At 74.0% G+C, this 24063-nt stretch carries 26 protein-coding genes and 1 pseudogene; 14 read left to right on the top strand and 13 right to left on the bottom strand.

Annotation, left to right across the window (positions count from 1 at the left end; genetic code table 11):
* Nucleotides 1-25 precede the first annotated feature (25 nt).
* The 3 genes from H596_RS19770 to purB form a co-directional block, all read right to left on the bottom strand.
* Nucleotides 26-301, bottom strand: coding sequence for a hypothetical protein (locus H596_RS19770; RefSeq protein WP_037299792.1), 276 nt, complete (start codon nt 299-301; stop codon nt 26-28).
* Nucleotides 302-332: 31 nt separating this feature from the next.
* Nucleotides 333-746: a hypothetical protein gene (locus H596_RS22690; protein WP_156910009.1), complete on the bottom strand. Its 414-nt coding sequence runs from the start codon at nt 744-746 to the stop codon at nt 333-335.
* A gap of 90 nt (nt 747-836) precedes the next feature.
* Entirely contained in the window at nt 837-2174 is a 1338-nt protein-coding gene (purB, locus tag H596_RS0102780) for an adenylosuccinate lyase (protein ID WP_027283605.1), read from the bottom strand.
* 166 nt (nt 2175-2340) lie between these two features.
* Here purB and H596_RS19755 point away from each other — a divergent pair.
* The 3 genes and pseudogenes from H596_RS19755 to H596_RS0102765 form a co-directional block, all read left to right on the top strand.
* Nucleotides 2341-2946 (top strand): annotated as a pseudogene (locus tag H596_RS19755) (TerC family protein); the annotation flags it as partial.
* A 334-nt stretch (nt 2947-3280) separates the two neighbouring features.
* Nucleotides 3281-3907 carry a YjbE family putative metal transport protein gene (locus H596_RS0102770; protein WP_027283604.1) on the top strand — a complete coding sequence of 209 codons (627 nt, stop codon included), beginning with the start codon at nt 3281-3283 and terminating at the stop codon, nt 3905-3907.
* Nucleotides 3904-4734 carry a hypothetical protein gene (locus tag H596_RS0102765; RefSeq protein WP_027283603.1) on the top strand — a complete coding sequence of 277 codons (831 nt, stop codon included), beginning with the start codon at nt 3904-3906 and terminating at the stop codon, nt 4732-4734. Before H596_RS0102770 ends, H596_RS0102765 begins: the two co-directional genes overlap by 4 nt.
* Here the strand turns inward: H596_RS0102765 and radC are convergent.
* The 3 genes from radC to H596_RS0102750 form a co-directional block, all read right to left on the bottom strand.
* Entirely contained in the window at nt 4682-5401 is a 720-nt protein-coding gene (gene radC / locus H596_RS0102760; RefSeq protein ID WP_027283602.1) for a RadC family protein, read from the bottom strand. The two genes, H596_RS0102765 and radC, sit on opposite strands and share 53 nt — an antisense overlap.
* A 61-nt stretch (nt 5402-5462) precedes the next feature.
* A complete protein-coding gene (map, locus tag H596_RS0102755) occupies nt 5463-6266 on the bottom strand; it encodes a type I methionyl aminopeptidase (protein ID WP_027283601.1) in 804 nt (267 codons plus the stop codon).
* Between the two features lie 64 nt (nt 6267-6330).
* Nucleotides 6331-7209, bottom strand: coding sequence for a methyltransferase domain-containing protein (locus tag H596_RS0102750; protein WP_037299890.1), 879 nt, complete (start codon nt 7207-7209; stop codon nt 6331-6333).
* Between the two features lie 64 nt (nt 7210-7273).
* Between H596_RS0102750 and H596_RS0102745 the strand changes: the two genes are divergently transcribed.
* From H596_RS0102745 to H596_RS0102735, 3 genes are read left to right on the top strand one after another with little or no spacing between them, the layout of a single operon-like run.
* Entirely contained in the window at nt 7274-7888 is a 615-nt protein-coding gene (locus H596_RS0102745; RefSeq protein WP_156910007.1) for a cysteine dioxygenase family protein, read from the top strand.
* Complete coding sequence (locus H596_RS0102740; RefSeq protein WP_027283598.1) at nt 7889-9436, top strand: rhodanese-like domain-containing protein; 1548 nt, start codon at nt 7889-7891, stop codon at nt 9434-9436.
* On the top strand, nt 9415-10188 hold the full coding sequence (locus H596_RS0102735) for a ComF family protein (RefSeq protein ID WP_051212277.1): 774 nt from the start codon (nt 9415-9417) through the stop codon (nt 10186-10188). Before H596_RS0102740 ends, H596_RS0102735 begins: the two co-directional genes overlap by 22 nt.
* A 2-nt stretch (nt 10189-10190) precedes the next feature.
* On the opposite strand, the gene rnd is transcribed toward H596_RS0102735, so the two are convergent.
* Nucleotides 10191-11363 carry a ribonuclease D gene (gene rnd / locus H596_RS0102730; RefSeq protein WP_027283596.1) on the bottom strand — a complete coding sequence of 391 codons (1173 nt, stop codon included), beginning with the start codon at nt 11361-11363 and terminating at the stop codon, nt 10191-10193.
* 124 nt (nt 11364-11487) lie between these two features.
* Here rnd and aspS point away from each other — a divergent pair, with 124 nt between their 5' ends.
* The 3 genes from aspS to H596_RS0102715 all read left to right on the top strand — a co-directional run bounded on the left by aspS (nt 11488) and on the right by H596_RS0102715 (nt 15547).
* Nucleotides 11488-13302: an aspartate--tRNA ligase gene (gene aspS, locus H596_RS0102725; protein ID WP_027283595.1), complete on the top strand. Its 1815-nt coding sequence runs from the start codon at nt 11488-11490 to the stop codon at nt 13300-13302.
* Between the two features lie 9 nt (nt 13303-13311).
* The gene (locus tag H596_RS19750; protein WP_084602536.1) at nt 13312-14130 is read left to right on the top strand and encodes an EipB family protein; all 819 of its coding nucleotides are present in this window, start codon (nt 13312-13314) and stop codon (nt 14128-14130) included.
* A gap of 67 nt (nt 14131-14197) precedes the next feature.
* A complete protein-coding gene (locus H596_RS0102715) occupies nt 14198-15547 on the top strand; it encodes an amidase (protein WP_027283594.1) in 1350 nt (449 codons plus the stop codon).
* A 26-nt stretch (nt 15548-15573) separates the two neighbouring features.
* Here H596_RS0102715 and argF read toward each other — a convergent pair whose 3' ends face one another.
* From argF to H596_RS0102700, 3 genes are all read right to left on the bottom strand, one after another.
* A complete protein-coding gene (argF, locus tag H596_RS0102710) occupies nt 15574-16518 on the bottom strand; it encodes an ornithine carbamoyltransferase (protein ID WP_027283593.1) in 945 nt (314 codons plus the stop codon).
* Nucleotides 16515-17717, bottom strand: coding sequence for an aspartate aminotransferase family protein (locus H596_RS0102705; protein WP_211225237.1), 1203 nt, complete (start codon nt 17715-17717; stop codon nt 16515-16517). Before H596_RS0102705 ends, argF begins: the two co-directional genes overlap by 4 nt.
* A 107-nt stretch (nt 17718-17824) precedes the next feature.
* Entirely contained in the window at nt 17825-18367 is a 543-nt protein-coding gene (locus H596_RS0102700; RefSeq protein ID WP_027283591.1) for an outer membrane protein assembly factor BamE, read from the bottom strand.
* 73 nt (nt 18368-18440) lie between these two features.
* On the opposite strand from H596_RS0102700, the gene H596_RS0102695 reads away from it, so the two are divergent.
* The 5 genes from H596_RS0102695 to H596_RS0102675 all read left to right on the top strand — a co-directional run bounded on the left by H596_RS0102695 (nt 18441) and on the right by H596_RS0102675 (nt 21841).
* Nucleotides 18441-18968: a ubiquinol-cytochrome C chaperone family protein gene (locus H596_RS0102695; protein ID WP_037299791.1), complete on the top strand. Its 528-nt coding sequence runs from the start codon at nt 18441-18443 to the stop codon at nt 18966-18968.
* Nucleotides 18965-19459 carry a YceD family protein gene (locus H596_RS0102690; RefSeq protein WP_027283589.1) on the top strand — a complete coding sequence of 165 codons (495 nt, stop codon included), beginning with the start codon at nt 18965-18967 and terminating at the stop codon, nt 19457-19459. Before H596_RS0102695 ends, H596_RS0102690 begins: the two co-directional genes overlap by 4 nt.
* A gap of 116 nt (nt 19460-19575) precedes the next feature.
* Nucleotides 19576-19776 (top strand): 50S ribosomal protein L32, encoded by a 201-nt coding sequence (gene rpmF / locus H596_RS0102685; protein WP_027283588.1) that lies wholly within the window; start codon nt 19576-19578, stop codon nt 19774-19776.
* Between the two features lie 34 nt (nt 19777-19810).
* Nucleotides 19811-20878, top strand: a complete 1068-nt coding sequence (plsX, locus tag H596_RS19745; RefSeq protein WP_037299790.1) for a phosphate acyltransferase PlsX — start codon at nt 19811-19813, stop codon at nt 20876-20878.
* A gap of 9 nt (nt 20879-20887) precedes the next feature.
* Nucleotides 20888-21841: a beta-ketoacyl-ACP synthase III gene (locus H596_RS0102675; protein WP_027283587.1), complete on the top strand. Its 954-nt coding sequence runs from the start codon at nt 20888-20890 to the stop codon at nt 21839-21841.
* A gap of 17 nt (nt 21842-21858) precedes the next feature.
* Here H596_RS0102675 and H596_RS0102670 read toward each other — a convergent pair whose 3' ends face one another.
* From H596_RS0102670 to H596_RS0102660, 3 genes are read right to left on the bottom strand one after another with little or no spacing between them, the layout of a single operon-like run.
* Nucleotides 21859-22350, bottom strand: a complete 492-nt coding sequence (locus tag H596_RS0102670; RefSeq protein WP_027283586.1) for a universal stress protein — start codon at nt 22348-22350, stop codon at nt 21859-21861.
* Nucleotides 22350-23090, bottom strand: coding sequence for a TIGR02186 family protein (locus tag H596_RS0102665; RefSeq protein WP_027283585.1), 741 nt, complete (start codon nt 23088-23090; stop codon nt 22350-22352). The genes H596_RS0102670 and H596_RS0102665 overlap by 1 nt, the downstream gene beginning before the upstream one ends.
* The gene (locus H596_RS0102660) at nt 23084-23995 is read right to left on the bottom strand and encodes a sulfite exporter TauE/SafE family protein (protein WP_027283584.1); all 912 of its coding nucleotides are present in this window, start codon (nt 23993-23995) and stop codon (nt 23084-23086) included. The genes H596_RS0102665 and H596_RS0102660 overlap by 7 nt, the downstream gene beginning before the upstream one ends.
* Nucleotides 23996-24063: the final 68 nt, after the last annotated feature.

Genomic DNA, 24063 nt, shown 5'->3' with positions numbered 1-24063 from the left:
CGAGGCCCCCTGCCAGTGGCGCCCCCTACCAGTGGCGGTAATAGCGCGGCGGCGGCGGGCAGAAGGCCGGATGCCAGGGCGGCAGCCGCCAGCAGGGCGGCCGGTGATACACCACCGGCGGCGGCACATGGATCACGCGCGGCGGCGGGGGCGGCGGGCGCCAATGCCAGTGCGGCGGGGGCGGCGGCCGATAGCCGTACCCGTAGCCATAGCCATGGCCCGCCGCGGCGGGCGCGGTCGCGGCCGAGAGCAGGCCCGCGCAAAAGAGGGCGGAGAACAGCAGGGCGGCTTTGCGGATCATGGACTCCTCCCGTGTGCAGGGGTGGCGCGCCTCAGCCGAAGGGCGGGCGCGGCGGGGGCGGGAGCCGGCCCGGCGGGGGCGGCCCGCCCGGAGAGGGCGGTTGAAAGCGCGCCGGAGGCGGCCCGGGCGGGGGCGGCCCCGGCGGGGCGGCGAAACGCGGCGGGGGCGGGGGCGGGGGCGCGGCGAAACGTGGCGGGGGCGGCGCGGGCGGGGCGGAGAAGCGCGGCGGGGGCGGCGCGGGCGCCACATGGCGCGGCGCCGACCAGCCCCCATAGCCGCCGTAGCCCGACCAGCCCGGGCTGCGCCAGGCGGGGCTCGCATAACCCCAGCCGGGGCTGCGGTAGCCGTAGCTGTAGCCGGCATAGTAGCCGGGCTGGTAGGTCGCGCAGGCGCCCAGCAGCAATGCCGCGGCCAGAGTCAGGGTTCGTGTCGCGCCACCTCGCATGGCCGGCTCTCCACCGGCGGCGCCCCGGGGGGAGGGGGCGCCCGCCGCGGGAGAATCAAAGGCCCGGGGCGTGGCGCTTTCGTGGCGCGATCACGCCTTCCCGAAGACGCGCGCGAAGATCGTCTCGACGTGCCGGAAATCCAGCGCCGGGTTCATCGCCGCATCCAGCGCCTCGGCGCTGAGGCGCGGCGCCACCTCCGGATCGGCCAGGAGATTGTCGCGGAAGCGCCGGCCCTCGGGCCGGCCGAGCTTGAGCCAGGTCTCCATCGCCGCGCGCTGCACCGCGGCATAGGCCGCCTCGCGCGAAAGGCCCGCCTGGGTCAGCGCCAGCAGCACCTTCTGGCTGTGCACCACGCCGCCGAGCGATTCCAGGTTCTCCTCCATCCGCGCCGGATAGACGGTGAGCTTCTCCACCATCCCCGCCAGCCGCATCAGCGCGAAGTCGAGCGCGATGGTCGCATCCGGGGCGATCACGCGCTCCACGCTCGAATGGCTGATGTCGCGCTCGTGCCAGAGGGCGATGTTCTCGAGCGCCGGCACGGCATAGCCGCGGATGAGGCGCGAAAGGCCCGTCAGGTTCTCCGAGAGCACCGGGTTGCGCTTGTGCGGCATGGCGGAGCTGCCCTTCTGCCCCGCGTGGAAGAACTCCTCCGCCTCGCGCACCTCGCTGCGCTGGAGGTGGCGCACCTCGGTCGCGAGCCGCTCCACCGCCCCGGCCACCACGGCGAGGTGGCAGAAGAAGGCGGCGTGGCGGTCGCGCGGGATCACCTGCGTCGAGACCGGCTCCACCGCCAGGCCGAGCTTCTCCGCCACATGCGCCTCCACGCGCGGATCCACGCTCGCGAAGGTGCCCACGGGGCCGGAGATCGCGCAGGTCGCCACCTCCGCGCGCGCCTGCTGGAGCCGCGCGCGGGCGCGCCTGAACTCGGCGTAATGGCCCGCGAGCTTGAGGCCGAAGGTCGTCGGCTCGGCGTGGATGCCGTGGCTGCGGCCGATGGTGGGGGTGAACTTGTGCTCGCGCGCGCGCGCCTCCAGCGCGGCCAGCACCGCGTCCACGTCGGCGATCAGCAGGTCTGCCGCGCGGGTCATCTGCACGGCGAGGCAGGTGTCCAGCACGTCGGAGCTGGTCATGCCCTGGTGCATGAAGCGCGCGTCCTCGCCGATCCCCTCGCCGAGCCAGGTGAGGAAGGCGATCACGTCGTGGCGCGTCACGCGCTCGATCTCGTCGATGCGCGCGATGTCGGCCTCGGTGATCTGCGCCACCTTGCGCGCGCCGCCCTCGCGGATGGCGCGCGCCGCCTCGGCGGGGATCGCGCCGATCGCCGCCATCGCCTCGGCGGCCAGCGCCTCGATCTCGAACCAGATGCGATAGCGCGCGGCGGGCGACCAGATCTCGGCCATCTGCGGGCGGGTGTAGCGCGGAACCATGCTTCGGCCTCTCCATGCGGCGGCGCGTCGTCTCGCACCCCTCTCGCCGATGCCGCGCCGGCCGACAAGCGGGCTTCCGCGCAGGCCAAGTTTTCCCTAGTGTTCGGCCGCGCGGGGCCGATGCCGCGATGAAGAAAAATCCATGTTGAGAGGTTGAGGTTCCGTCATGCCGGAATGGGTCGTCCCGCTTCTTCAGGTTCTGATGATCGACATCGTGCTGGCGGGCGACAACGCCATCGTCGTCGGCATGGCGGCGGCCGGGCTGCCGCCGCAGCAGCGCCGCACCGCGATCTTCTGGGGCATCATCGCCGCCACCCTGATGCGCATCGCCTTCGCCAGCATCACGGTGCAGCTTCTCGCCATCGTCGGCATCACACTGGCGGGCGGCGTGCTGCTGCTCTGGGTGTGCTGGAAGATGTATCGCGAGCTGCGCGAGGGCGGCGGGCACGAGGACCACAGCGAGGCGCTGGCCGAGGCCGAGGCCAAGGCCCCGCGCAAGACGCTGCGCCAGGCCATCGTGCAGATCCTGGTGGCGGACGTGTCCATGAGCCTCGACAACGTCCTGGCCGTGGCCGGCGCGGCGAAGGACCACCCCTACATCCTCATCATCGGCCTCGCCATCTCGGTGGTGCTGATGGGCGTGGCCGCCACCTTCATCGCGAATCTGCTGAACAAGCACCGCTGGATCGCCTGGGTGGGGCTGCTCATCATCCTCTATGTGGCGGGCGACATGATCTACCAGGGCACGGCCGAGGTGGCGGACCGCGTGCCCGGCTCCTACGCCTTCCTGCTGCTGCCGCTGGGCTACCTGGCGCTGCCCGGCGTCTTTCCCGCCTGGATGTGGGCGGGCGCGACCCTGCTGCAGGTGGTGATCTTCACCGCGGTGGCGACGCTGATGGTGGATGCGGTGCTGCGCGCCCTGCGCCGCGCCGACCGGGGCGGCTGATCCGGGCGGCAAAGGGCGCGACATTCCCGCCGGCACCCGCCGGCATGCGGGGCAAGGTGGCGCACGCTTCACGGCGGCGCCACGCCGGGCCAAGGACGGGCGGGAGGGGCGAGGCTAGACTCCGCGGCCAGCGACACCCGCCCTGCGAAGGTCACGCGCCGTGCCCGACATCGCCGCCTCCCTGCCCGGACTGCTCGAGATCATCTGGCTGAACCTCGTCCTCTCCGGCGACAATGCCGTGGTGATCGGGCTGGCCGCGGCCGGGCTGCCGCCGGTGCTGCGGCGGCGGGCGGTGGCCTTCGGCATCCTCGCCGCCGCGGTGCTGCGCATCGGCTTCTCCCTCTTCGCCTCCTGGCTGCTCGCGCTGTGGTGGGTGGATGTCGTGGGCGGGCTCGCGCTGCTGGTCATCGCCGGCAGCTTCCTGCGCGAGCTGCTCGCCGGCGGCGCGGGCGCGGGCGAGGCGGAGGCGGAGGAGGCGCCCAAATCCCTCTCCGCCGCGCTGTGGCAGATCGTGGTGGCCGATGTCTCCATGAGCCTCGACAATGTGCTCGCGGTGGCCGCGGTCGCGCGGGCGAACGCGAAGCTGCTGGTGGTGGGGCTGCTGCTCTCGGTGGTGATGATCGGGCTGCTGGGCGCCTGGCTCGCGCGGCTTCTCGACCGATACCGCTTCATCGCCTACATCGGGGTGGCACTCATCGCCTGGATCGGATTGGAGTTGTTGTGGGAAGGCATCCTGGCGTCCAACGCGCATCTCGGCCTCGGCCTGCCGCTGCCCGCGGCGCGGTGATCCTCGGTTTCCTCTCGCTCGGCCTTCTCTCGGCCTGCGAGGCGGCGCGCGATGCGCCCCCCGTCGCCGGCCCCGTGCCGCGGGCGGACGCCCCCGCCGCGCTGGCCGAAAGGCTGCCCGGCGCCGCCGCCGGCTTCCAGCGCGGGGCGACGGTGCCGGTCAGCCAGCCGCGCCCGGGGACGGAGGTGAACTACGCCACCGAGGGCCGCCGCGCCGCCGCCTTCGTGCAGGTGCTGCGCCCCGAGGGCCCGGCGCCGGCCGATGGCCCGCAGGAGGCCGAGGTGCAGGCCGAGTTCCAGCGCTGGGTGACGGAGAGCGCCCGCGGCCAGGGCCCGGCGCGCCGCCTCAGCGTCGCGGCCGAGTTCCAGGAGCCGCCGTCGGCGCCGCTGCTGCGCTGCGCCGCCATGGAAGGCACCTATGGCCGCCAGCCGGTGCAGAGCCTGGTCTGCGTCGGTGCGGCGGGGGGGCAGATCCTGCGCATCCGCGCCTCCATGCCGCGCCACACGCCGCCGGTCGCGGATCCCCGCGCCTTCGTGCGGGAAATCGCCGCCGCGCTGCGCGGCGGGCCGGTGGAGCCGGGCGAGCCCATGCCGCCGCCCAGCGCCGCCGCCCCCGCGGCCGCGCCGGCCGGAGAGGTGGTGACGGAGCCCGCCCCGCCCGTCGCGCGGCGGGGCGCCCCGGCCCGGGCCGGCGCCGCCCCCGTGCGCGCCCCCGCCCGCCAGGCGGCCCAGCCCGCCCGTGCCGCCGCCCCCGCCCGCGCCGCGCCGCAGCCGGCTAGAGCAGCCCCTCGCGCCGGAAGGACAGGACAGCGCCCCGCCCCACGATGAGGTGGTCGTGCAGCACGATGCCGAGGGCCTCGGCGGCGCGCTGCACCTCCTCCGTCATCTCGATGTCGGCGCGGCTCGGCGTCGGGTCGCCGCTCGGGTGGTTGTGCACGAGGATCAGGGCGGTGGCGTGCAGCTCCAGCGCGCGTTTCACCACCTCGCGCGGATAGACGGGCGTGTGGTTCACCGTGCCGCGCGCCTGCGCCTCGTCGGCGATCAGGCGGTTGCGGGTGTCGAGGAAGAGCACGCGGAACTGCTCGGCCGGCTCGCGCGCCAGCACCGCCGTCAGATAGGCCTCGAGGCGGGACCAGTTGTTGAGCAGCGGCGCCTCGCGCAGCTCGGTCCGCGCGAGGCGCAGCGCCGCCGCCTGCACCGTGCGCAGCGCGGCGATGCCCGCATCCCCCAGCCCCTCGATGGCGCGCAGATCGGCCTCGGGGGCCGAGACGGCGCCGGCGAAATCCCGGAAGCGCCCGAGCAGCGCGCGCGCGATGGGCTTGGTGTCGCGCCGCGGCAGGGCGAGGAAGAGCACCATCTCGAGCAGCTCGTGATCGAGCAGCGCCTCGGGCCCCGCCGTCAGCAGCTTCTTGCGCATCCGCGCGCGGTGGCCCTCCACCCCCGGCGTCTTGGGCGCCGGGTCCGCCACGGGGAAGAGGCCCGCCGCCTCCGCCATCCCGCGCCGGCGGCCGGTCATCGCCGGCGGGCGCGCAGGCGGCCGAGGGGCGGGCGGCGCATCAGCGGAAGACCGGCTTGTGCCGCCCGGCGGGCGAGAGGGTGAAGATCTCGCAGCCCGTCTCGGTGATGCCGACCATGTGCTCGAACTGGGCGGAGAGGGAACGGTCCCTCGTCACGGCGGTCCAGCCATCCTCGAGGATTTTCACCTCGGGCCGGCCGGCGTTCACCATCGGCTCGATGGTGAAGAACATGCCCGGCTGCAGCCGCGGCCCTTCGCCCGGGCGGCCGAAATGCAGCACATTGGGCGGCTCGTGGAAGTTGCGCCCGATGCCGTGGCCGCAGAAGTCGCGCACGATCGAGAAGCGGTGCTTCTCCGCATAGGACTGGATGGCGTGGCCGATGTCGCCGAAGCTGGCGCCCGGCTTCGCGGCGGCGATGCCGCGCATCATCGCCTCATAGGTCACCTCGATCAGCAGCCGCGCCTTGGTGCTGACCTCCCCCACCGCGAACATGCGGCTCGTGTCGCCGTGCCAGCCGTCGAGCAGCGCGGTGACGTCGATGTTGAGGATGTCCCCCTCGCAGAGCACGCGCTCGCCCGGAATCCCGTGGCAGACCACATGGTTGAGCGAGATGCAGGAGGAATGGGCGTAGCCGCGGTAGCCGAGCGTTGCGGGCACCGCGCCGTGATCGGCCATGAAGTCGTGGCAGAGCCGGTCGAGCGCGCCGGTGGTCACGCCGGGCTTCACATGCGCCTCGATCATGTCGAGGCAGGCGGCGGCGAGCTGGCCCGCGCGGCGCGCGCCCTCGAAATCCTCGGGGCGGTGGAGGGTGATGCGGCGCGCTTCGCCGCCCTGCTTGTCCATCTTCCGGGTCCGACCCGCCTTCATGGCCTCGATCGGGCCAAGATGCGCGCGGCGGGGCGAAGCTTCAACCCGCCCTCTCCCCGGCCTTGTGCTCGACGCCGCCCAGCGCCTCCGCCAGCCGCACCGTGGCGCTGCCGGGGCGGGCGGGCTTCTGCTGGCTCTCGTGCGGGGCCCAGCCCGTCATCACCAGCAGCGGCGCCTCCATGGCGAGCGGCATGGCGGCGAAGGCGCGCGCGAAGAGGGCGCGCGGCGGGGTGCGGCCATCCCTTGCGCGCACCGCATTGCTCTCCCCCGCCGCGCGCAGATCGGCCACCAGGCCGAGCGGCGTGCGCCAGGCCAGCGAGAGGCGCTCCTGGTCCGCCACCGGCAGGGCGAAGCCCGCGCGCTGCAGCAGCCCCGCGAGGTCGCGCAGCTCCGGGAAGGGGGAGACGCGCGGGCTCGCGCCGCCGCGCGTCTCGGCCTCGGCCGCGGCCAGCGCCTCGCGCAGCCCCTGCAGCGTGCCGAGCCCGGGCAGGCTCGCGAGGAAGAGCCCGTCGGGCGCCAGCGCCCGGCGAAGCTGGATCAGCGCGCCCGGCAGGTCGTTCACCCAGTGCAGGCTGAGGCTCGCCACGATCAGGTCGAAGCTCGCGGGGGCGAAGGGCAGCCACTCCTCGTCGCCCGCGAGCGCGAGCCCGCCCGCGCGCGCCGCCATGGCGGGGGCGAGGTCCATGGAGACCACGAAGGGAATCCCGCGCGCGCGCAGCCGGGGCGCCACCGCGCCGCGCCCGCCGAGGTCGAGCGCCCGGCAGAAGCGGCGCGTCGTGTCGTCGAGCCGGTCGAGCAGCCGCTCGGCCGCCGCCTCCAGCACCGGCATCACCGCCTCCACCCGGGCGGCGGCGCGGGCGCGGCGCAGCGCGAGGAGGCGGCGGTCGAAAATCTCGGGCGGCGGGCTCACCGCCCCCATCTGCGGGGCGTGGCGCGCCTTGTCCAGCGGCGTTAAGCTCTCGCCTCCCGAGGAGGAACCCGCCATGAACCAGATGGATGTGAAGGCCGCGCGGCAGGCCGCCGTCGCCGCCACCGTCGCGCGCGTGCGCGAAATCGAGGCCCGCATGGGCGTGACGCGCGCGGCGCTGGAGGCCATCAAGGCCGAGCTGATGCAGCTCGCTGCGCAGGAGCACCTCTTCCCCTCCACCGAGTTCCCCCCGCCGCCGAACGGCGAGAAGGGCTCCAACCGCTATCTGCTGCGCGAGGAGGAGGGCGGGCGCTTCGCCCTCTATCTCAACGCGCTCAACCCCGGGAACAGCACCAAGCCGCACGACCACACCACCTGGGCCGTGGTGGTCGCCGTGGACGGGCAGGAGCTGAACAAGGTCTATGAGCGGCTGGACGACGGGAGCGACCCCGAGCGCTGCGAACTCCGCGTGCGCGAGGAGATCATGGTCGAGCCCGGCCGGGGCATCGCCCTGATGCCGGAGGACATCCACTCGATCCACACCACCGGCGAGAAGCCCACCCGCCACCTGCACATGTACGGGCTCGCGCTCGAGAAGCTCGAGGGCCGGCGCGCCTATGACGACCTCACCGGCCAGGTGAGCTACTACAACAAGAACTTCATGAAGCCGACGGCCGGGCGGGATCGCTGAATGGAAGTGGATGCCGCCACGCTGAAGGCGTGGCTGGGTGACGGGCGCGAGCTCGCCATCCTCGACGCCCGCGAGGAGGGCGAGTTCGGCCACGGCCACCTGTTCTGGGCGGTGCCCTGCCCGCTCTCGAAGAAGGAGCTGCGCGCCCGCGCCCTGCTGCCGCGGCGCGGCGCGCGCGTCGTCTGCGTGGACGGCGGCGAGGGGCATGCGGCGCACCTCGCCGAGTATCTGCGCGGCATCGGCTGCACGGATGTGCATGTGCTCGCGGGCGGCACGCCCGCCTGGGCGGCGGCGGGCGGCGTGGTCTTCACCGGCGTGCATGTGCCCTCCAAGGCCTTCGGCGAATGGGTGGAGCACCACTACGGCACCGAGAGCCTGGACCCGCCGGAGCTGGACGCGATGATCCGCGCCGGGGCGGACATGGTGATCCTCGACAGCCGCCCGATGGACGAATTCACGAAGATGAGCATCCCGGGCGGCGTGAACGTGCCCGGGGGCGAGCTGGCCTACCGCATCCGCGACCTCGCGCCGCGGCCCGAGACCACCATCGTCGTCAACTGCGCGGGCCGCACGCGCAGCATCATGGGGGCGGAGAGCCTGCGCCAGATCGGCGTGCCCAACCGGGTGCTGGCCCTGCGCAACGGCACCATGGGCTGGGAGCTGGCGGGCTTCGCCTGCGCGCGGGGCGAGACGCGCGCCTATCCGCCCGGCACGCCGCGCACGGCCGCCGAGGCGCTGCGCCACGCCAGCGCCTTCGCCGCGCGGCACGGGGTGCGCCTCGTCACCCGCGCCGAGGCCGAGGCGCTGCGCCAGGACCCCGCGCGCAGCACCTATGCGCTGGACGTGCGCGCGCCCGAGGAATACGCCGCCGGCCACATCCCGGGCTTCCGCCACGCGCCGGGCGGGCAGCTCGTCCAGGCCACGGACCAGTGGATCGCGGTGCGCGGGGCGCGGGTGATCCTCGCCGACGACGACACGGTACGCGCGCGCATGACGGGCGGCTGGCTCGCGCAGATGGGCGGCTGGGAAATCTGCGTGGTGAGCGACCCGCTGAACGGCCCGCTCGAGGAAGGCCCCTGGGCGCCGGAGATGCCCGAGCGCCGCGACGCCCCCACCATCACCCCCGAGGCGCTGGCGCGCGAAGAGGGTGTGACGGTGTTCGACCTCGCCCGCTCCATCGATTTCCGCGCGGGCCACATCCCCGGCAGCGTCTGGGCGGTGCGCGGGCGGCTGCCGCCCGTCCAGGGCCCGGTGGTGATCACCGCGCCCGACGAGGCGCTGGCCCATCTCGCCGCCGCCGAGACGCCGGGCGCGCGGGTGCTGGCCGGCGGGCTCAAGGCCTGGCGCGCGGCCGGGCTGCCGGTGGCGAGCGACCGCCAGAACCCGCCCGACGAGGCCTGCGTGGACTGGTATCTGCGCCCCTATGACCGCAACAGCGGCATCGAGGCGGCGATGCACGCCTATCTCTCCTGGGAGGTGGACCTGGTCCACGAGGTGGCGAAGGACGGGACGGCCCCGTTCGGGCGATGGCCCTCGCCGCCCGGCTGAAGGCGCTGGGGGGCGCGGCGCTCGATGCGCTGCTGCCCCCCGCCTGCCTGACCTGCGAGGAGCCGGTGGCCGAGCAGGGCGGGCTCTGCCCCGGCTGTTTCGCCCGGCTCTCCTTCGTCACCGCGCCGATGTGCGCCGTCTGCGGCGTGCCGCTGCCGCATGACGCGGCGGGGGAGTTCCGCGCCGAAGGGCTGGTCTGCGCCGCCTGCCTGGCCGCACCGCCGCTGTTCCGGCGGGCGCGGGCCGCGCTGCGCTACGACGAGGGGGCGAAGGCGCTGATCCTGCCCTTCAAGCACCGCGACCGCACCGAGATGGCCCGGCCTCTCGCCCGGCTGATGGCGCGGGCGGGGGCGGCCCTGCTGCGCGAGGCCGATCTGCTCCTGCCCGTGCCGCTGCACCGCTGGCGGCTGTTCGGGCGGCGGCACAACCAGGCGGCGCTGCTGGCGCGGGAACTCTCCCGCCTCTCGGGCGTGCCGCATGCGCCGCTGCTGCTGCGGCGCGCCCGCCGCACCCGGCCCCTCGGCGATCTCGGCGCGGCGGCCCGGGCGGCCGAGCTCGAGGGGGCCTTCCGGGCGCCGCCGCGCGCGGCGGCGACGCTGGCCGGCAAGCGGGTGCTGCTGGTGGACGATGTGCTGACCTCCGGCGCCACCGCCAACGCCTGCGCCGCGGCGCTGCTGGCGGCCGGTGCGGCCTCGGTGGAGGTGCTGGCGGCCGCGCGCGTGCCCGATCCGCGGATCGAGCGGGCGCGCTGAGCCTAGACCTGGATCAGCCGCACCCGCCGCCCCGCCACGCCGAGGGCGAGCCGCCCCTGCTTGAGCGCCAGCGCATCCGCGCCGAACACCTCGCGCCGCCAGCCGGTCAGGCAGCGCAGCTCGGGCTCGGGCTCGGCGGCGAGGCGCTCCAGCTCCTCCGTGTCGGCGATCAGGCGGGGCGCGACGTGGTGCGCCTCGGCCGCCGCCGCCAGCAGCACCTTGAGCAGCGCCACCAGCGCGGGCGAGGCCCCCGCGCCCTTGCGGCCTTCCAGCGGCTGGGGCAGTGCCTCCTCGGGCAGGGCCTTGGCCGCGGCGATGGCGGCCAGCAGCCCCGCGCCGGATTTGCCGCGCGCGAAACCCTCGCTGACGCCGCGCGCGCGGGCGAGCTGCTCGGGCGTCTCCGGCGCCGTGGCCGCGACCTCGAGCAGCGTCTCGTCCTTCAGAAGCCGCCCACGCGGGATGTTGATGCGCTGCGCCTCCGCCTCGCGCCAGGCGGCGGCGGCGCGCAGCACGCCCAGGAAGCGGCGGTTGCTGGTGCGGGGCTTCAGCCGCTCCCAGGCCTCCTCGGGCGCGGTGAGGTAGGTCGCGGGCTCGAGCAGCGCGTCCATCTCCTGCGCCACCCAGTCGAGGCGGCCCTCGTTCAGCAGCCTCTCGCGCAGGCGCAGATAGACCTGGCGCAGATGCGTCACATCCGCCGCCGCATAGGCGATCTGCGCCGCGCTGAGCGGGCGGGCCGACCAGTCGCTGAAGCGGTGCGCCTTGTCGATCGCGCCGCCGGTCAGCGCGCGCACCAGGCTGTCGTAGCTCGCCTGGTCGCCGAAGCCGGCCACCATGGCGGCCACCTGGGTGTCGAAGAGCGGCGCGGGCACGGCGCCGAACTTCAGCAGGAAGATCTCCACATCCTGCCGGGCGGCGTGGAACACCTTGATCACCGCCGGGTCCGCCAGCAGCTCGCCGAGCGGGGCGAGGTCGAGCCCCTCGGCCAGCGCGTCCACCACCGCCACCTCCTGCATGCCGGCGAGCTGCACGACGCAGAGCTCGGGCCAGTAGGTGCGCTCGCGCATGAACTCCGTGTCCACCGTCACGAAGGGTTCCTGGCGCAGCCGGTCGCACAGGGCGGCGAGGTCCTCGGTGGTGGTGACGAGTCGGGGCGCGGGCTCGGGCGGGCGGGACATGCCACCCCCTTTAGTGCCCCATGCCCGGCGCGCAAGGCCGCCCCGGCCCCGCGCCGCCGGGCGGGCGCTTGACTTCCCGCGCGCGCAAAGGCCCTTTCCCCGCCCGAGTTTCCCGCAGGACGCCATGCACGCCTACCGCACCCACACCTGCGGCGCGCTCCGCGCCGAGCACGCCGGCCTCACCGCCCGCCTTTCCGGCTGGGTGCACCGCAAGCGCGACCATGGCGGGCTGCTCTTCCTCGACCTGCGCGACCATTACGGCATCACGCAATGCGTGGTGACCCCCTCCTCGCCCGTCTTCGCCGCGGCCGACCGGCTGCGGCCCGAGAGCGTGATCACCGTCACCGGCCAGGTGGTGGCGCGCGAGCCGGGCACGGTGAACGAGAAGCTCGCCACCGGCGCGATCGAGCTGCGCGTGCAGGAGCTCTCGGTGCAGAGCGAGGCGCAGGTGCTGCCCATCCAGGTGGCCGGCGAGGCGGAGTTCCCCGAGGATCTGCGCCTGCGCTACCGCTTCCTCGACCTGCGGCGCGAGAAGCCGCACCGCAACCTGATGCTGCGCTCGCAGGTGATCGCCAGCATCCGCCGGCGGATGATCGCGCAGGGCTTCACCGAGTTCCAGACGCCGATCCTGACGGCGAGCAGCCCCGAGGGGGCGCGGGACTTCCTGGTGCCTGCCCGCCTGCACCCGGGCAAGTTCTACGCGCTGCCCCAGGCGCCGCAGCAGTTCAAGCAGCTCTGCATGGTGGCGGGCTTCGACCGCTACTTTCAGATCGCGCCCTGCTTCCGCGACGAGGCCTCCCGCGCCGACCGCAGCCCGGGCGAGTTCTACCAGCTCGACTTCGAGATGAGCTTCGTCACGCAGGAGGACGTGTTCGCCGCCATCGAGCCCGTGCTCGCCGGCGTGTTCGAGGAGTTCTCCGACTGGACGGGCACGAAGCGCGCGGTGACGCCCGCGCCCTTCCCGCGCATCCCCTACGAGCAGGCGATGCTCGAGTTCGGCTCCGACAAGCCCGATCTGCGCAACCCGCTGCGCATCGCGGACGTGACGGCGCATTTCGCCGGCTCCTCCTTCGGCCTCTTCGCGAAGATCGCGGCCCAGGGCGGCGTGGTGCGCGCCATCCCCGCCCCCGGCGCAGGCGGCCACCCGCGCAGCTTCTTCGACAAGCTGAACGAGTGGGCGCGCAGCGAGGGCGCGGGAGGGCTCGGCTACATCACCGTCGAGAAGGGCGCCGCCGCCGGGCCCATCGCGAAGAACCTGGAGCCGGAGCGCGCCGCCGCCCTGCTCGCCCAGCTCGGCCTCAAGGACGGCGACGCGGTGTTCTTCGCCGCCGGCAAGGCCGAGGAGGCGGCGAAGCTCGCCGGCAAGGCGCGCAACCGCCTGGGTGCGGAGCTCGGCCTGATCGAGAAGGACGCCTACCGCTTCTGCTGGGTCACCGATTTCCCGATGTACGAGCGGAACGAGGAGACGGGGCAGATCGACTTCTCCCACAACCCCTTCTCCATGCCGCAGGGCGGGCTCGAGGCGCTGAACAGCCAGGATCCGCTGACCATCAAGGCCTATCAGTACGACATCGTCTGCAACGGCATCGAGCTGAGCAGCGGCGCCATCCGCAACCACCGCCCGGACATCATGCTGCGCGCCTTCGAGATCGCGGGCTATCCGGCCGAGGAGGTGGAGCGGCGCTTCGGCGGCATGCTCAACGCCTTCCGCTACGGCGCGCCGCCGCATGGCGGCTCCGCCCCGGGCATCGACCGCATCGTGATGCTGCTGGCCGATGAGCCGAACATCCGCGAGGTGATCCTCTTCCCCATGAACCAGCAGGCGGAGGACCTCATGATGGGCGCCCCCGCCCCGGTGGAGGAGGCGCGCCTCAAGGAACTCTCGCTGCGCGTCGTCCTGCCGCCGCCCAAGCCTGGAACCGAGCCGAAGAAAGGCTAAGTTGGGGCGATGCTCCGCCGCGCCGCCCTCGCCGCCCTCGCCGCCCTGCTCCTCGCGCCCGCCCCCGCCCCGGCGAAGGAGCCCGGGCATGAGCGCATGCTGGCGCATCGGGCGGCCTATCGCCTCTCGCTCGACAGCGTGCGCGACAGCTCGGGCGTGGTGCAGGCCCAGGGCATCATGCTCTTCGAGGTGGTGGACGCCTGCGAGGCCTGGGCGGTGCGCCAGCGCTTCACCCTCATCGTCGAGGACCGCGACGGCAACGCCATCGAGACGAGCAGCGACTACGCCACGCTGGAAGCGAAGGACGGCTCGCGCCTGCGCTTCTCGCTGACGCAGATCACCGAGGGGGCCGTCACCTCCCGCGTCGCCGGCACGGCGGAGGTGACTCCCGAGGGCGGGGTGATCCGCTACACCCTGCCCGATGCGGTGGAGGAGCCGCTGCCGCCCGGCACCATCCTGCCGATGATCCACACCATCCGCAGCCTGGCCGCGGCGCGCGAGGGCCGGCGGATCTACGCCGCCCCGCTCTTCGACGGCACCAGCGCCGACGGCGCGCAGGACACGACGACCATCATCTCCGGCGGCTGGCTCGCGCCGCAGCCGCACCCGCGCATCCCGCTGCTCTCCAGCCAGGGCAGCGCGCGCATGCGCATCGCCTTCTTCGACCGCGACCAGGGCGGCCAGGGCGGCGGCGCGGCCACGCCGAGCTACGAGGTCAGCCTGCGCTATTACGAGAACGGGGTGGCCGACGAGCTGAAGATGGATTTCGGCGACTTCACGGTGGATGGCCGCCTGATGGAGCTGCAGGAAATCCCGAGCCCCTGCTGACCCCCGGGGTTCCGCCCGCCCCGCCCGCCCGCGATACTCCGCCGCGTCCCCGCGCGAAGGAGTGCCCATGCCCCGCCACGCTTTTCCCACCATCGAGGACGCCGCCCGGGCGCTGGAGGCCGGCACCACCACCGCCGAGGCGCTGGTGGAGGAGGCGCTGGCCCGCGCGGCGGAAGGCGAGGGCCCGCGCGCCTTCACCGCCCTGCACGCCGCCGCCGCCCGCGCCGAGGCCAGGGCCATGGACGCGCTGCGCCGCGCCGGCCGCGCGCCCTCGCGCCACGCGGGCATTCCCGTCACCATCAAGGACCTGTTCGACGAGGCCGGGCGCGTGACCATGGCGGGCTCGGTGGCGCGCGAGGGCGCCGCACCCGCCGCCGCCGACGCCCCCGTGGTGGCCAGGCTGCGGCGCGCGGGCTTCGTCGTGATCGGCCGGACGAACATGACGGAGTTCGCCTTCTCGGGCCTCGGCGTGAACCCGCATTACGGCACGCCCCTCAGCCCCTGGGACCGGGCGACGGGCCGGCTGCCCGGCGGCTCCTCCTCCGGCGCGGGGGTGGCCGCGGCCGACGGCATGGGCTTCGGCGGGCTGGGCAGCGACACGGGCGGCTCCTGCCGCATCCCCGCCGCGCTCTGCGGCGTGGTGGGCTTCAAGCCCACGGCGCGGCGCGTGCCGCTGGCGGGGGCCTTCCCGCTCTCCACCTCGCTCGATTCCATCGGGCCGCTCGCGCGCTCCGTCGCCTGCTGCGCGGTGCTGGATGCGGTGATCGCGGGCGAGGCGCCGGCACCGCTCGCCCCCTTCCCGCTCGCGGGGCTGCGGCTCGGCATCCTCACCAACTATGTCGAGGCCGATCTGGAGGGCGAGGTGGCGCGCCCCTACGCCCGCGCCCTGGCCGCGCTGGAGGCGGCCGGCGCGCGGCTGACCGAGATCGCGCTGCCCGGCATCGAGCGCATCCCCGAGATCAACGCCAAGGGGGGCCTCACCGCCAGCGAGGCCTTCCACCTGCACCGCGACCTGATCATCGCCGCCGGCACGCGCTACGACCCGCGCATCCTCAAGCGCATCGGCCGCGGCGAGCGGATGAGCGCCTTCGACTACCTGGAAGTGCTGCGCGAGCGCGCCGCGCTCATCGCCGCCTGCGCCCCGGCCACCGCGCCCTTCGACGCGATCCTCTGCCCCAGCGTGCCGCTCGCCCCGCCGCCCCTCGCCGCGGTGGAGGAGGAGGGCGAGTACAACCGCATCAACCTGCTGCTGCTGCGCAACACCACGGTGGCGAACATGCTGGACCGCTGCGCCATCAGCCTGCCCATGCACGCGCCGGGCGAGGCCCCCGCCGGCCTGATGCTGATGGGCGAACACGGGGAGGACCACCGCCTGCTGCGCATCGCCGCGGCGGTGGAGGCGGCGCTGGAGAGGTGATCCGTCCGGCGGTCACGCCGGACGGTTCACGCGAGGCCCAGCGCCCAGAGCAACACGCCCTTCTGGGCGTGCAGCCGGTTCTCGGCCTCGTCGAACACCACGGATTGCGGGCCGTCCATCACCTCGTCCGTGATCTCCTCGCCGCGATGCGCGGGCAGGCAGTGCATGACGATGGCGTCCGGCGCGGCGTGGCGCATCAGGGCGGCGTTGACCTGATAGGGCAGCAGCAGGTTGTGCCGGTTCTGCGTGGCGGCGGTCTTCTCGTCGCTCATGCTGATCCAGCAATCCGTGACCACGGCGCGGGCCCCGCTCACCGCCGCCACCGGGTCGTCCGTCAGCTCGATGCGCGCGCCCTCGCGCCGCGCCCAGGCCACCAGCTCGGCGGGCGGCCTGAGCAGCTCGGGCGTGGCCATGCGCAGCGTGAAGCCGAAGCGCGCCGCGGCCTGGATGAAGCTCTGCGCGACGTTGTTGCCATCGCCCGTCCAGGCCACCACCTGGCCGGCGATGGGGCCGCGATGCTCCTCGAAGGTCATCACGTCCGCCATGAGCTGGCAGGGGTGGCTGATGTTGGTCAGCCCGTTGATCACCGGCACGGTGGCGTAGGCCGCCATCTCGCGGATGTTCGAGACATCGGCCGTGCGCAGCATGATCGCGTCCACGTAGCGCGAGAGCACGCGCGCCGTGTCCTTCACGCTTTCGCCGCGGTTGAGCTGGATTTCCTTCGCCGTCAGCACCAGCGACTCGCCGCCCATCTGCCGGATGCCGACCTGGAAGGAGACGCGCGTGCGCGTGGAGGGCAGCTCGAAGATCATCGCGATCGTCTTGCCCTCCAGCGGCTTGCCGCTGATCTCGCCGCGCTTGGCCTTCTTGCCCAGCTCCAGCATGTGCCGCAGCGAGGCGGAGTCGAGGTCCATCAGCTCCAGGAAATGGCGGGGGCCGCCGCCGCCCGCCGTCTTCACCGCCGCGCTCACTTCGCGGCGGCCTTGGCCTGGGAGGGCGTGAGGCGGCGGCAGGCGCGGTCCAGCATCTCCAGCGCCAGGTCCGCCTCGGCCTCGGTGATGATGAGCGGCGGCGCCACGCGCAGCACGTTCATCCCGGCGGCGACGGTCAGCAGCCCCTCGGCCACGCAGGCGGACTGCATCTCGCCGTTGTTGACCTCCGGCCGCAGCTTGAGGCCGAGCAGCAGCCCGGCGCCGCGCACCTCCTCCACCACCAGCGGGTGCCTGGCCGCAAGGTCGAGGAAGCCGCGCCAGAGATGGCGCGCCACGCGGTCCACCCGATCGAGGAAGCCGGGGGCGAGCATCACGTCCAGCACCGCGTTGCCCGCCGCGCAGGCCAGCGGGTTGCCGCCATAGGTGGTGCCGTGCGTCCCGGGCTTGAGGTGCTTCGCCACATGCTCCTTGGCGAGGATGGCGCCGAGCGGGAAGCCGCCGCCGATGCCCTTGGCGCTGCTCATCACGTCGGGCTCGATGCCCGCCCACTGGTGCGCCCAGAGCTTGCCGGAGCGGCCCATGCCCGTCTGCACCTCGTCGAGGGCGAGCAGCAGGCCGAACTCGTCGCAGGCGGCGCGCAGATCGCGCAGGAAGCGCAGGGTGGCGGGGCGCACCCCGCCCTCGCCCTGCACCGGCTCGATCATGATGCCGGCCGTCTGCGGCGTGATCGCCGCGCGCACCGCGTTCATGTCGCCGAAGGGCACATGATCGAAGCCGTCCACCGGCGGGCCGAAGCCCGCGAGATACTTCTCGTTCCCGGTGGCGGCGAGCATGGCGAGCGTGCGGCCGTGGAAGGCGCCCTCGAAGCAGATCATCCGGTAGCGTTCGGGATGGCCCGTCTCGGCGTGGTATTTGCGCACGGCCTTGACCATGCCCTCGTTCGCCTCGGCGCCCGAGTTGCAGAAGAACACGCTGTCCGCGAAGGAGTTGGCGACATGGCGCGCCGCCAGCTCCTCGGCCTGCGGCACCCGGTAGAGGTTGGAGACATGCATCACGCGCCCCGCCTGCTCGGCGATGGCGCGCACCAGGTGCGGGTGGCCGTGGCCGAGGGAGCTGGTGGCGATGCCCGCGCCGAAGTCGAGGAATCGTCGCCCGTCCGTGGTCCACAACCAGGCGCCCTCGCCCCGCTCGAAGGCGAGGTCGGCGCGGTTGTAGGTGGGCATCAGGGCGGGGATCACGGGCTGCTGCTCCTCATGGCGAGCATATTCCGCGGCGGGATGCGGCGGAAACCGTCACATTGCGGGAAATCGCCGCGAAGTCCAGCGCGGCGGGCGCGGGTCAGGCCCTATCGCCCGCCCGAGCCGCCGGGGCCGGAGCCGGGCGTCTGCTGCTGGGTGATGTTCGGGCCCACACGGCCCACATTGCCGAACAGCGCCTGCAGCAGCGTGCGCTCCGTGCCGGGCGTGGGCGTTTCGCGGCTGACGAAGGCGATGTCGCGCGCATCGGCGTCGCCCAACTGGCGCAGCTCCCGCACCGTGCCCTGCCCGTCGAAGACCACCACCACCACGCGCTGGTCGCGCACCGCGAGGCTGCGCGCGGGCCGGAGCTGCGTGACGGAGCTCATGTAATACCAGGTGTCGTCGGCGAAGGTGCCCGTATGGCTCGGGCTGCCGAGAACGGCCTGCACATCGGCGCGGGTGGAGACGCCCGGGGTGATCTGGCGGAGCTGCTCCTCCGTCACCGCATGGCCGCGATTGGTGATGGGGGCGCTGAACACCTCGCGCGGGCGCTCGGGCAGCGGGGGCAGATAGGCGCAGGCGCCGAGGCCGAGCACCGACCCCGCCAGCAGAAGGGCGCGCATGTTGACCAGTCGGGCGGGGCGGACCATGTCGCGTGCATACCGACACCGCCGCGGCGCGGTCAATGCGCCGCCGCCGCCCCGAGCAGGACGCCTCCGCCCCATGGGTCTTCTCGACCTGTTCCGCCGCCGCCCGCAGGAGCGCGCGGGCTTCCATCTCTACGGCGCGGCCGTGGCCGCCGCGCGCGACCCCGCCCTCTACGCCCGCATCGGCGCGCCGGACACCACGGCCGGGCGCTTCGAGCTGGTCTGCCTGCATGCGGGCCTCGTCATCCGCCGGCTGCGGGCGCTGCGCTCGGCGGAGGCGGATGCGCTGGCCCAGGCCGTCTTCGACGCCATGTTCGCGGACATGGACCTGACGCTGCGCGAGATGGGGGTGGGCGACCTCAGCGTGGGCAAGAAGGTGAAGACGCTGTGGGAAGGTTTCCACGGCCGCGCCGAGGCCTATGGCGCGGCCCTGGACGCGGGCGAGGAGTCCGCGCTCGCCGCCGCGCTGGCGCGCAATGTCTGGGCCGGGGCCGCCCCGCCCGAGGGCGCGGCCGAGGCGCTGGCGGCCCATGCCCGCGCCTTCGCCGCCCGGCTGGAGGCGCTGGACCTGCCCGCCCTCGCCGCCGGACGCCTCGCCGCATGAGCCCCGAATTCTCCCGCACTCTCGTTCTCGCGCATGTGCCGGCGGGCGGCCAGGCGCTGCGGCTCGAGGCCGACGAGGCCGAGCGCGCGGCGCTGGCCCGGCGCTTCGGCCTTCTCGCCCTGCACGCGCTCGGCGCCGAACTGCGGCTCTCGCCCGGCCCCGAGGGACGGGTGCAGGTGGAGGGCGCCCTGCGCGCGGAGGTGGAGCAGGCCTGCGTGGTCAGCCTCGAACCCGTGCGGCAGCGGCTGGAGGAGGCGGTGGCCTGGCGGCTGCTGCCCGAGGGGATCGAGCCCAGCGACGGCGACGATGATCCGGACGACATCCCCTCCGAGGGCGGCGTCGCCGATCTGGGCGAGGCCCTGGCCCAGCAGCTCTCCCTCGCGCTCGATCCCTACCCCCGCGCGCCCGGCGCCACCCTGCCGGCCGAGGCCGGGGATGGCGCCGCGCATGGCCCCTTTGCGGCGCTGGCGAAGCTCCGGCCCCGGGAGTAGGTTGCGCCCCTGGCGGGGGCGGTGCTATTCGCGCCGCCTTCCGGCCGTGGCGCCTCGCCGCGGCGTGTCCGCCTGGGCTGATCCCGCCCCTGTCCTGATGTGAAAGGCTGGCTCCGATGGCCGTCCCGAAGAAGAAGGTTTCGCCCTCCCGCCGCGGCATGCGCCGCAGCCACCACGCGCTGGCCAAGGAAGCCCATGTCGAGTGCTCCAACTGCGGGGAGCTGAAGCGCCCGCATCATGTCTGCCCCTCCTGCGGCCATCACGACGGCCGCGAGGTGGCGGCGGCCGATGCGCTGAAGGGCGTGGTGCGCGGCTGAGCGGCCACGGGCGCGGGGTCTCGCTCCGGTGAACATGGCCACGCCCGCGGAGGGCAGCCTGCGCCGCTTCGCGCTGGCGGTGGACGCCATGGGCGGGGACAACGCGCCCGAGGCGGTGCTCGATGGGCTCGACCTCGCGGCCGAGCGCCATCCCAAGGCGCAGTTCCTGCTGGTGGGCGACGAGGCGCGGCTGACGCCGCTGCTCGCGCGCCGCCCGCGCGTGGCCAAGGCCTGCGCCGTGCGCCACGCGCCCGACGTGATCACGGGCGAGATGAAGCCCACCCTCGCGCTGCGGCAGGGGCGGCAATCCTCCATGCGGCTGGCCATCGACGCGGTGGCGAACGGCGAGGCGGCGGGCGTCGTCTCGGCCGGCAACACGGGCGCGCTCATGGCGCTCGCCAAGATCGTCGTGAAGACCATGCCCGAGATCGGCCGGCCCGCCCTCGCCGCCATCGCGCCCTCGGCGCGCGGCGACGTGGTGATGCTCGACCTCGGCGCGAACGTGCAGTGCGACGCGCGCAACCTCGTCGAGTTCGCGGTGATGGGCGACGCCTTCGCGCGCGCCGTGCTGGGCCTGCCTTCGCCCTCCATCGGGCTGCTCAACGTGGGCTCGGAGGAGCTGAAGGGCGATGAGCGGGTGCGCCAGGCCGCCGAGGTGCTGCGCGGCGGCCATTCCGGGATCAATTTCCACGGCTTCGTGGAGGGCCACGACATCGCCGCCGGCACGGTGGACGTGGTGGTGACGGACGGCTTCACCGGCAATGTCGCGCTCAAGACCGGCGAGGGCGCGCTGAAGCTGATGCGCGACCTGCTGCGCCAGGTCTTCACCTCCACCGTGCCCGCCCGGCTGGGCTATCTCCTGGCGCGGCCCGCGCTGGAGCGGCTGCGCGAATGGATGGACCCGCGCCGCTACAACGGCGCCATCCTGCTCGGGCTGAACGGCGTCGTCGTGAAGTCGCATGGCGGGACGGACGCGACCGGCTTCGCCCATGCCGTGGACGTGGCGATGGACATGGTCACCCACGGCTTCACCCAGAACATCCGCGAGAGCCTCTCGCGCCTCGCCTCCCACGCCCCCACCCTCGCCGCCTCGCAGGACTGACACGCGCCCATGCCTCTTCGTTCCGTGATCGCGGGCTGCGGCGGCTGCCTGCCCGCGCAGGTGGTGACCAACGAGGAACTGGCCGCCCGCCACGGCCTCGACACCTCCGACGCCTGGATCCGCGAGCGCAGCGGCATCACGCGCCGCCACTTCGCCGGTCCGGGCGAGACGGCCGCCTCCATGGGCGCGGAAGCCGCCCGCCGCGCGCTGGCCCAGGCCGGCATCGAGGCCGGGGAGGTGGACGCGGTGATCGTGGCCACCGCCACGCCGGATTCCGCCTTCCCCGCCACGGCGGTGCACATCCAGCGCCTGCTGGGCGTCACGCGCGGCTTCGGCTTCGACGTCTCGGCCGCCTGCACGGGCTTCATCTACGCGCTGGCCATCGCCGATTCGATGCTGCGCACCGGCCAGGCCCGCTGCGCGCTGGTGATCGGCACGGAGGTCTATTCGCGCATCCTCGACTGGACGGATCGCGGCACCTGCGTGCTGTTCGGCGACGGCGCCGGGGCGGTGGTGCTGCGCGCCGAGGAGCGCGCGGACGGCCGCGGCATCCTCTCCACCCATCTGCACGCCGACGGCCGCCACGCCGACATCCTGCATGTCGAGGGCACCACCGGCCCGCTGCGCATGGCCGGGCGCGAGGTGTTCAAGCACGCCGTCACCAAGCTCGCCGCCGTGGTGGAGGAGGCGCTGGCCGCCAACGGCCTCCCGCGCGAGGCGGTGGACTGGCTGGTGCCGCACCAGGCCAACATCCGCATCATCGAGGCGATGGGCCGGAAGCTCGGCCTGCCGCCGGAGCAGGTGGTGGTGACGGTGGACCGGCACGCCAACACCTCCGCCGCCTCGGTGCCGCTGGCCCTGGCGGAGGCAGTGGAGGACGGGCGCATCCGCAAGGGAGACCTCGTGCTGCTCGAGGCGATCGGCGGCGGGCTGACCTGGGGCGCGGCGCTGCTGCGCTTCTGACCACGGCCCGCGCGACGTCACGTCACGCGGTCAAGTTCCTGCTCGCTCATCCCGCCGGGCACGATGGTCATCGGCACGCTGAGCCGGCCGGCGAGCTTGCCCGTCAGCGCCGTGATCAGCGGCCCCGGCCCGCGCCCCGCGGTGGAGGTGGCGAGCACCAGGATGGAGATGCGCGGATCCTCGTCGAGCAGCGCGAGAAGCTCCTCCGCCGGCTGGCCCTCGCGGATGATCAGCATGGGCAGCCCGCCGGTGATCTCCTTCACCTGCGCGGCGAGCCCGGCGAGCAGCGCCTCCGCCTCCTCGCGCCGTTCCTGCTGCATCATCGCGCCGATGCCGGCCCATTCGGCCTGCTCCACCGGCTCCACCACGCGCAGCAGCGCCACCCGCCCGCCGGAGCGCGCGGCGCGCAGGCTCGCGTAGCGCAGCGCGACGGCGCGCTCGGGCGTGTCGTCCACCACCACGAGGAAGACGCGGTCGCGCCTTGCCTTGTCCTCGCCGCCCTCGCCCATCAGCCCCTCCGGAACACCACGCTGCCGAGCCAGCCCGCCAGCGCGGCCAGCACCACGCAGAGCAGACCGTAGAGCGCCGGCCAGCCGCGCGCGAGCGCCTCGATGCGCGCCGCCGTGCCGGTGCGCGCCACCTCGAAGCCCAGGAACTCCGTCGCCACGATGCGCCGCGAGCGGACGAGATAGACCTCCACCGAATAGGCCCCCGCCGGCACGGTGGAGGGCAGCGGGATGCGCGCGCTGAACAACCGCGCGCCGGCGATCTCCACCTCGCCCGCCTCCTCCTGCCACAGCCCGGCCTCGCGCTTGAGCGCGATCAGCGCGGCGCGGAAGGCGGGCGACCGGGCCCCCATGGAGACGAGCGGGATGGCGTCGAGCCCGAGCCCGCGCTCCTGCCGCACATCCTCCGGCAGCAGCCGCCAGGCGGCGCGCGAGCCGGCGATGGCGTAGAAGGCCGGCACCTCCTCGAAACGCGCCGAGGGGCCGTTGAACCACATCCCCAGCACCTGCACCTTGCGCCGCACCACGAAGGGCGCGGTGGGCCCGCGCGCCACCACGAGAATCTCGTCGCCGCCGGGGCCGATCGGCTCCTCCGTGCTTCCGAAGACGAGCAGACTCTCGCCGGTGAAGGCGGTGGTCACGGCGATGCGCTCGGAGGAGAGCCGCGCCACCAGCGCATCCCCGCGCGCGCCGGGCGCGAGGCCGGCGAGCAGGAGCAGCGCGAAAAGCAGCCTCCTCACCATGCCGCGCGGCCCACGGTGAACAGCGCCTCGGGCGTCGCGATCAGGTTCCACAGCAGCATCGCCGCCACGGCCAGCACCAGCAGGCCGAGCAGCGCGCGCGTCTCCTCGCCGCGCAGCTTCCCCCCCATGGCGACGCCGAGCTGCGCCCCCGCCACCCCGCCCAGCAGCAGCAGCAGCGTCAGCACGATGTCCACCGCGCCGAGCTGCACCGCCTGCAGGAAGGTGACGGCGGCGGTGACGCAGACGATGTGGAACATCGAGGTGCCGATCACCACCGCGGTGGGCATGCCGAGCAGATAGATCATCGCCGGCACCAGCATGAAGCCGCCGCCCACCCCCATGATGGCCGAGAGCACGCCGACGCCGAAGCCCACCGCCAGCGGCGGCAGCACGGACATGTAGAGCCGGCTCTTGCGGAAGCGCATCTTGAAGGGCAGCCCGTGCGCCCAGCCATGCTGGTGCATCCGGGCCGGAACGGCGCGGCGGCGGCGCAGCAGGGCGCGCAGGCTCTCCATCACCATCAGCGCGCCTACCACGCCGAGGATGAGCACGTAGGAGAGGGCGACGGCGGCGTCGAGCTGCCCCAGCCGCCGCAGCAGCGCGAAGAGCTGCACCCCCGCCACGCTGCCCAGCAGCCCCCCGGCCACCAGCACCCCCCCCATGGGCCAGTCCACATTGGCCCGCCGCGCCTGGGCGATGAGGCCGGAGACGGAGGCGCCCAGCGTCTGGTTCGCGCCCGAAGCCACCGCCACCGCCGAGGGCACGCCGATCAGGATGAGCAGCGGCGTCAGCAGGAAGCCGCCGCCCACGCCGAACAACCCCGAAAGCCAGCCCACGAGGAAGCCGATGCCGACCAGCAGAAGGGCATCCACGCTCATTTCGGCGATGGGCAGATAGACCTGCACGGTCGGCTCGACTCCGCGGCGCGGCGCGAGGTTCCGCCCATCGCCCGCGCCGCGCAAGAGACATCGCC

Origin of the sequence: Rubritepida flocculans DSM 14296, assembly GCF_000425365.1 — a bacterium.
Lineage (GTDB): Bacteria > Pseudomonadota > Alphaproteobacteria > Acetobacterales > Acetobacteraceae > Roseococcus > Roseococcus flocculans.
Note: the sequence above shows the minus strand (reverse complement) of the source record. Positions and strands in the feature narration are given on the sequence as shown.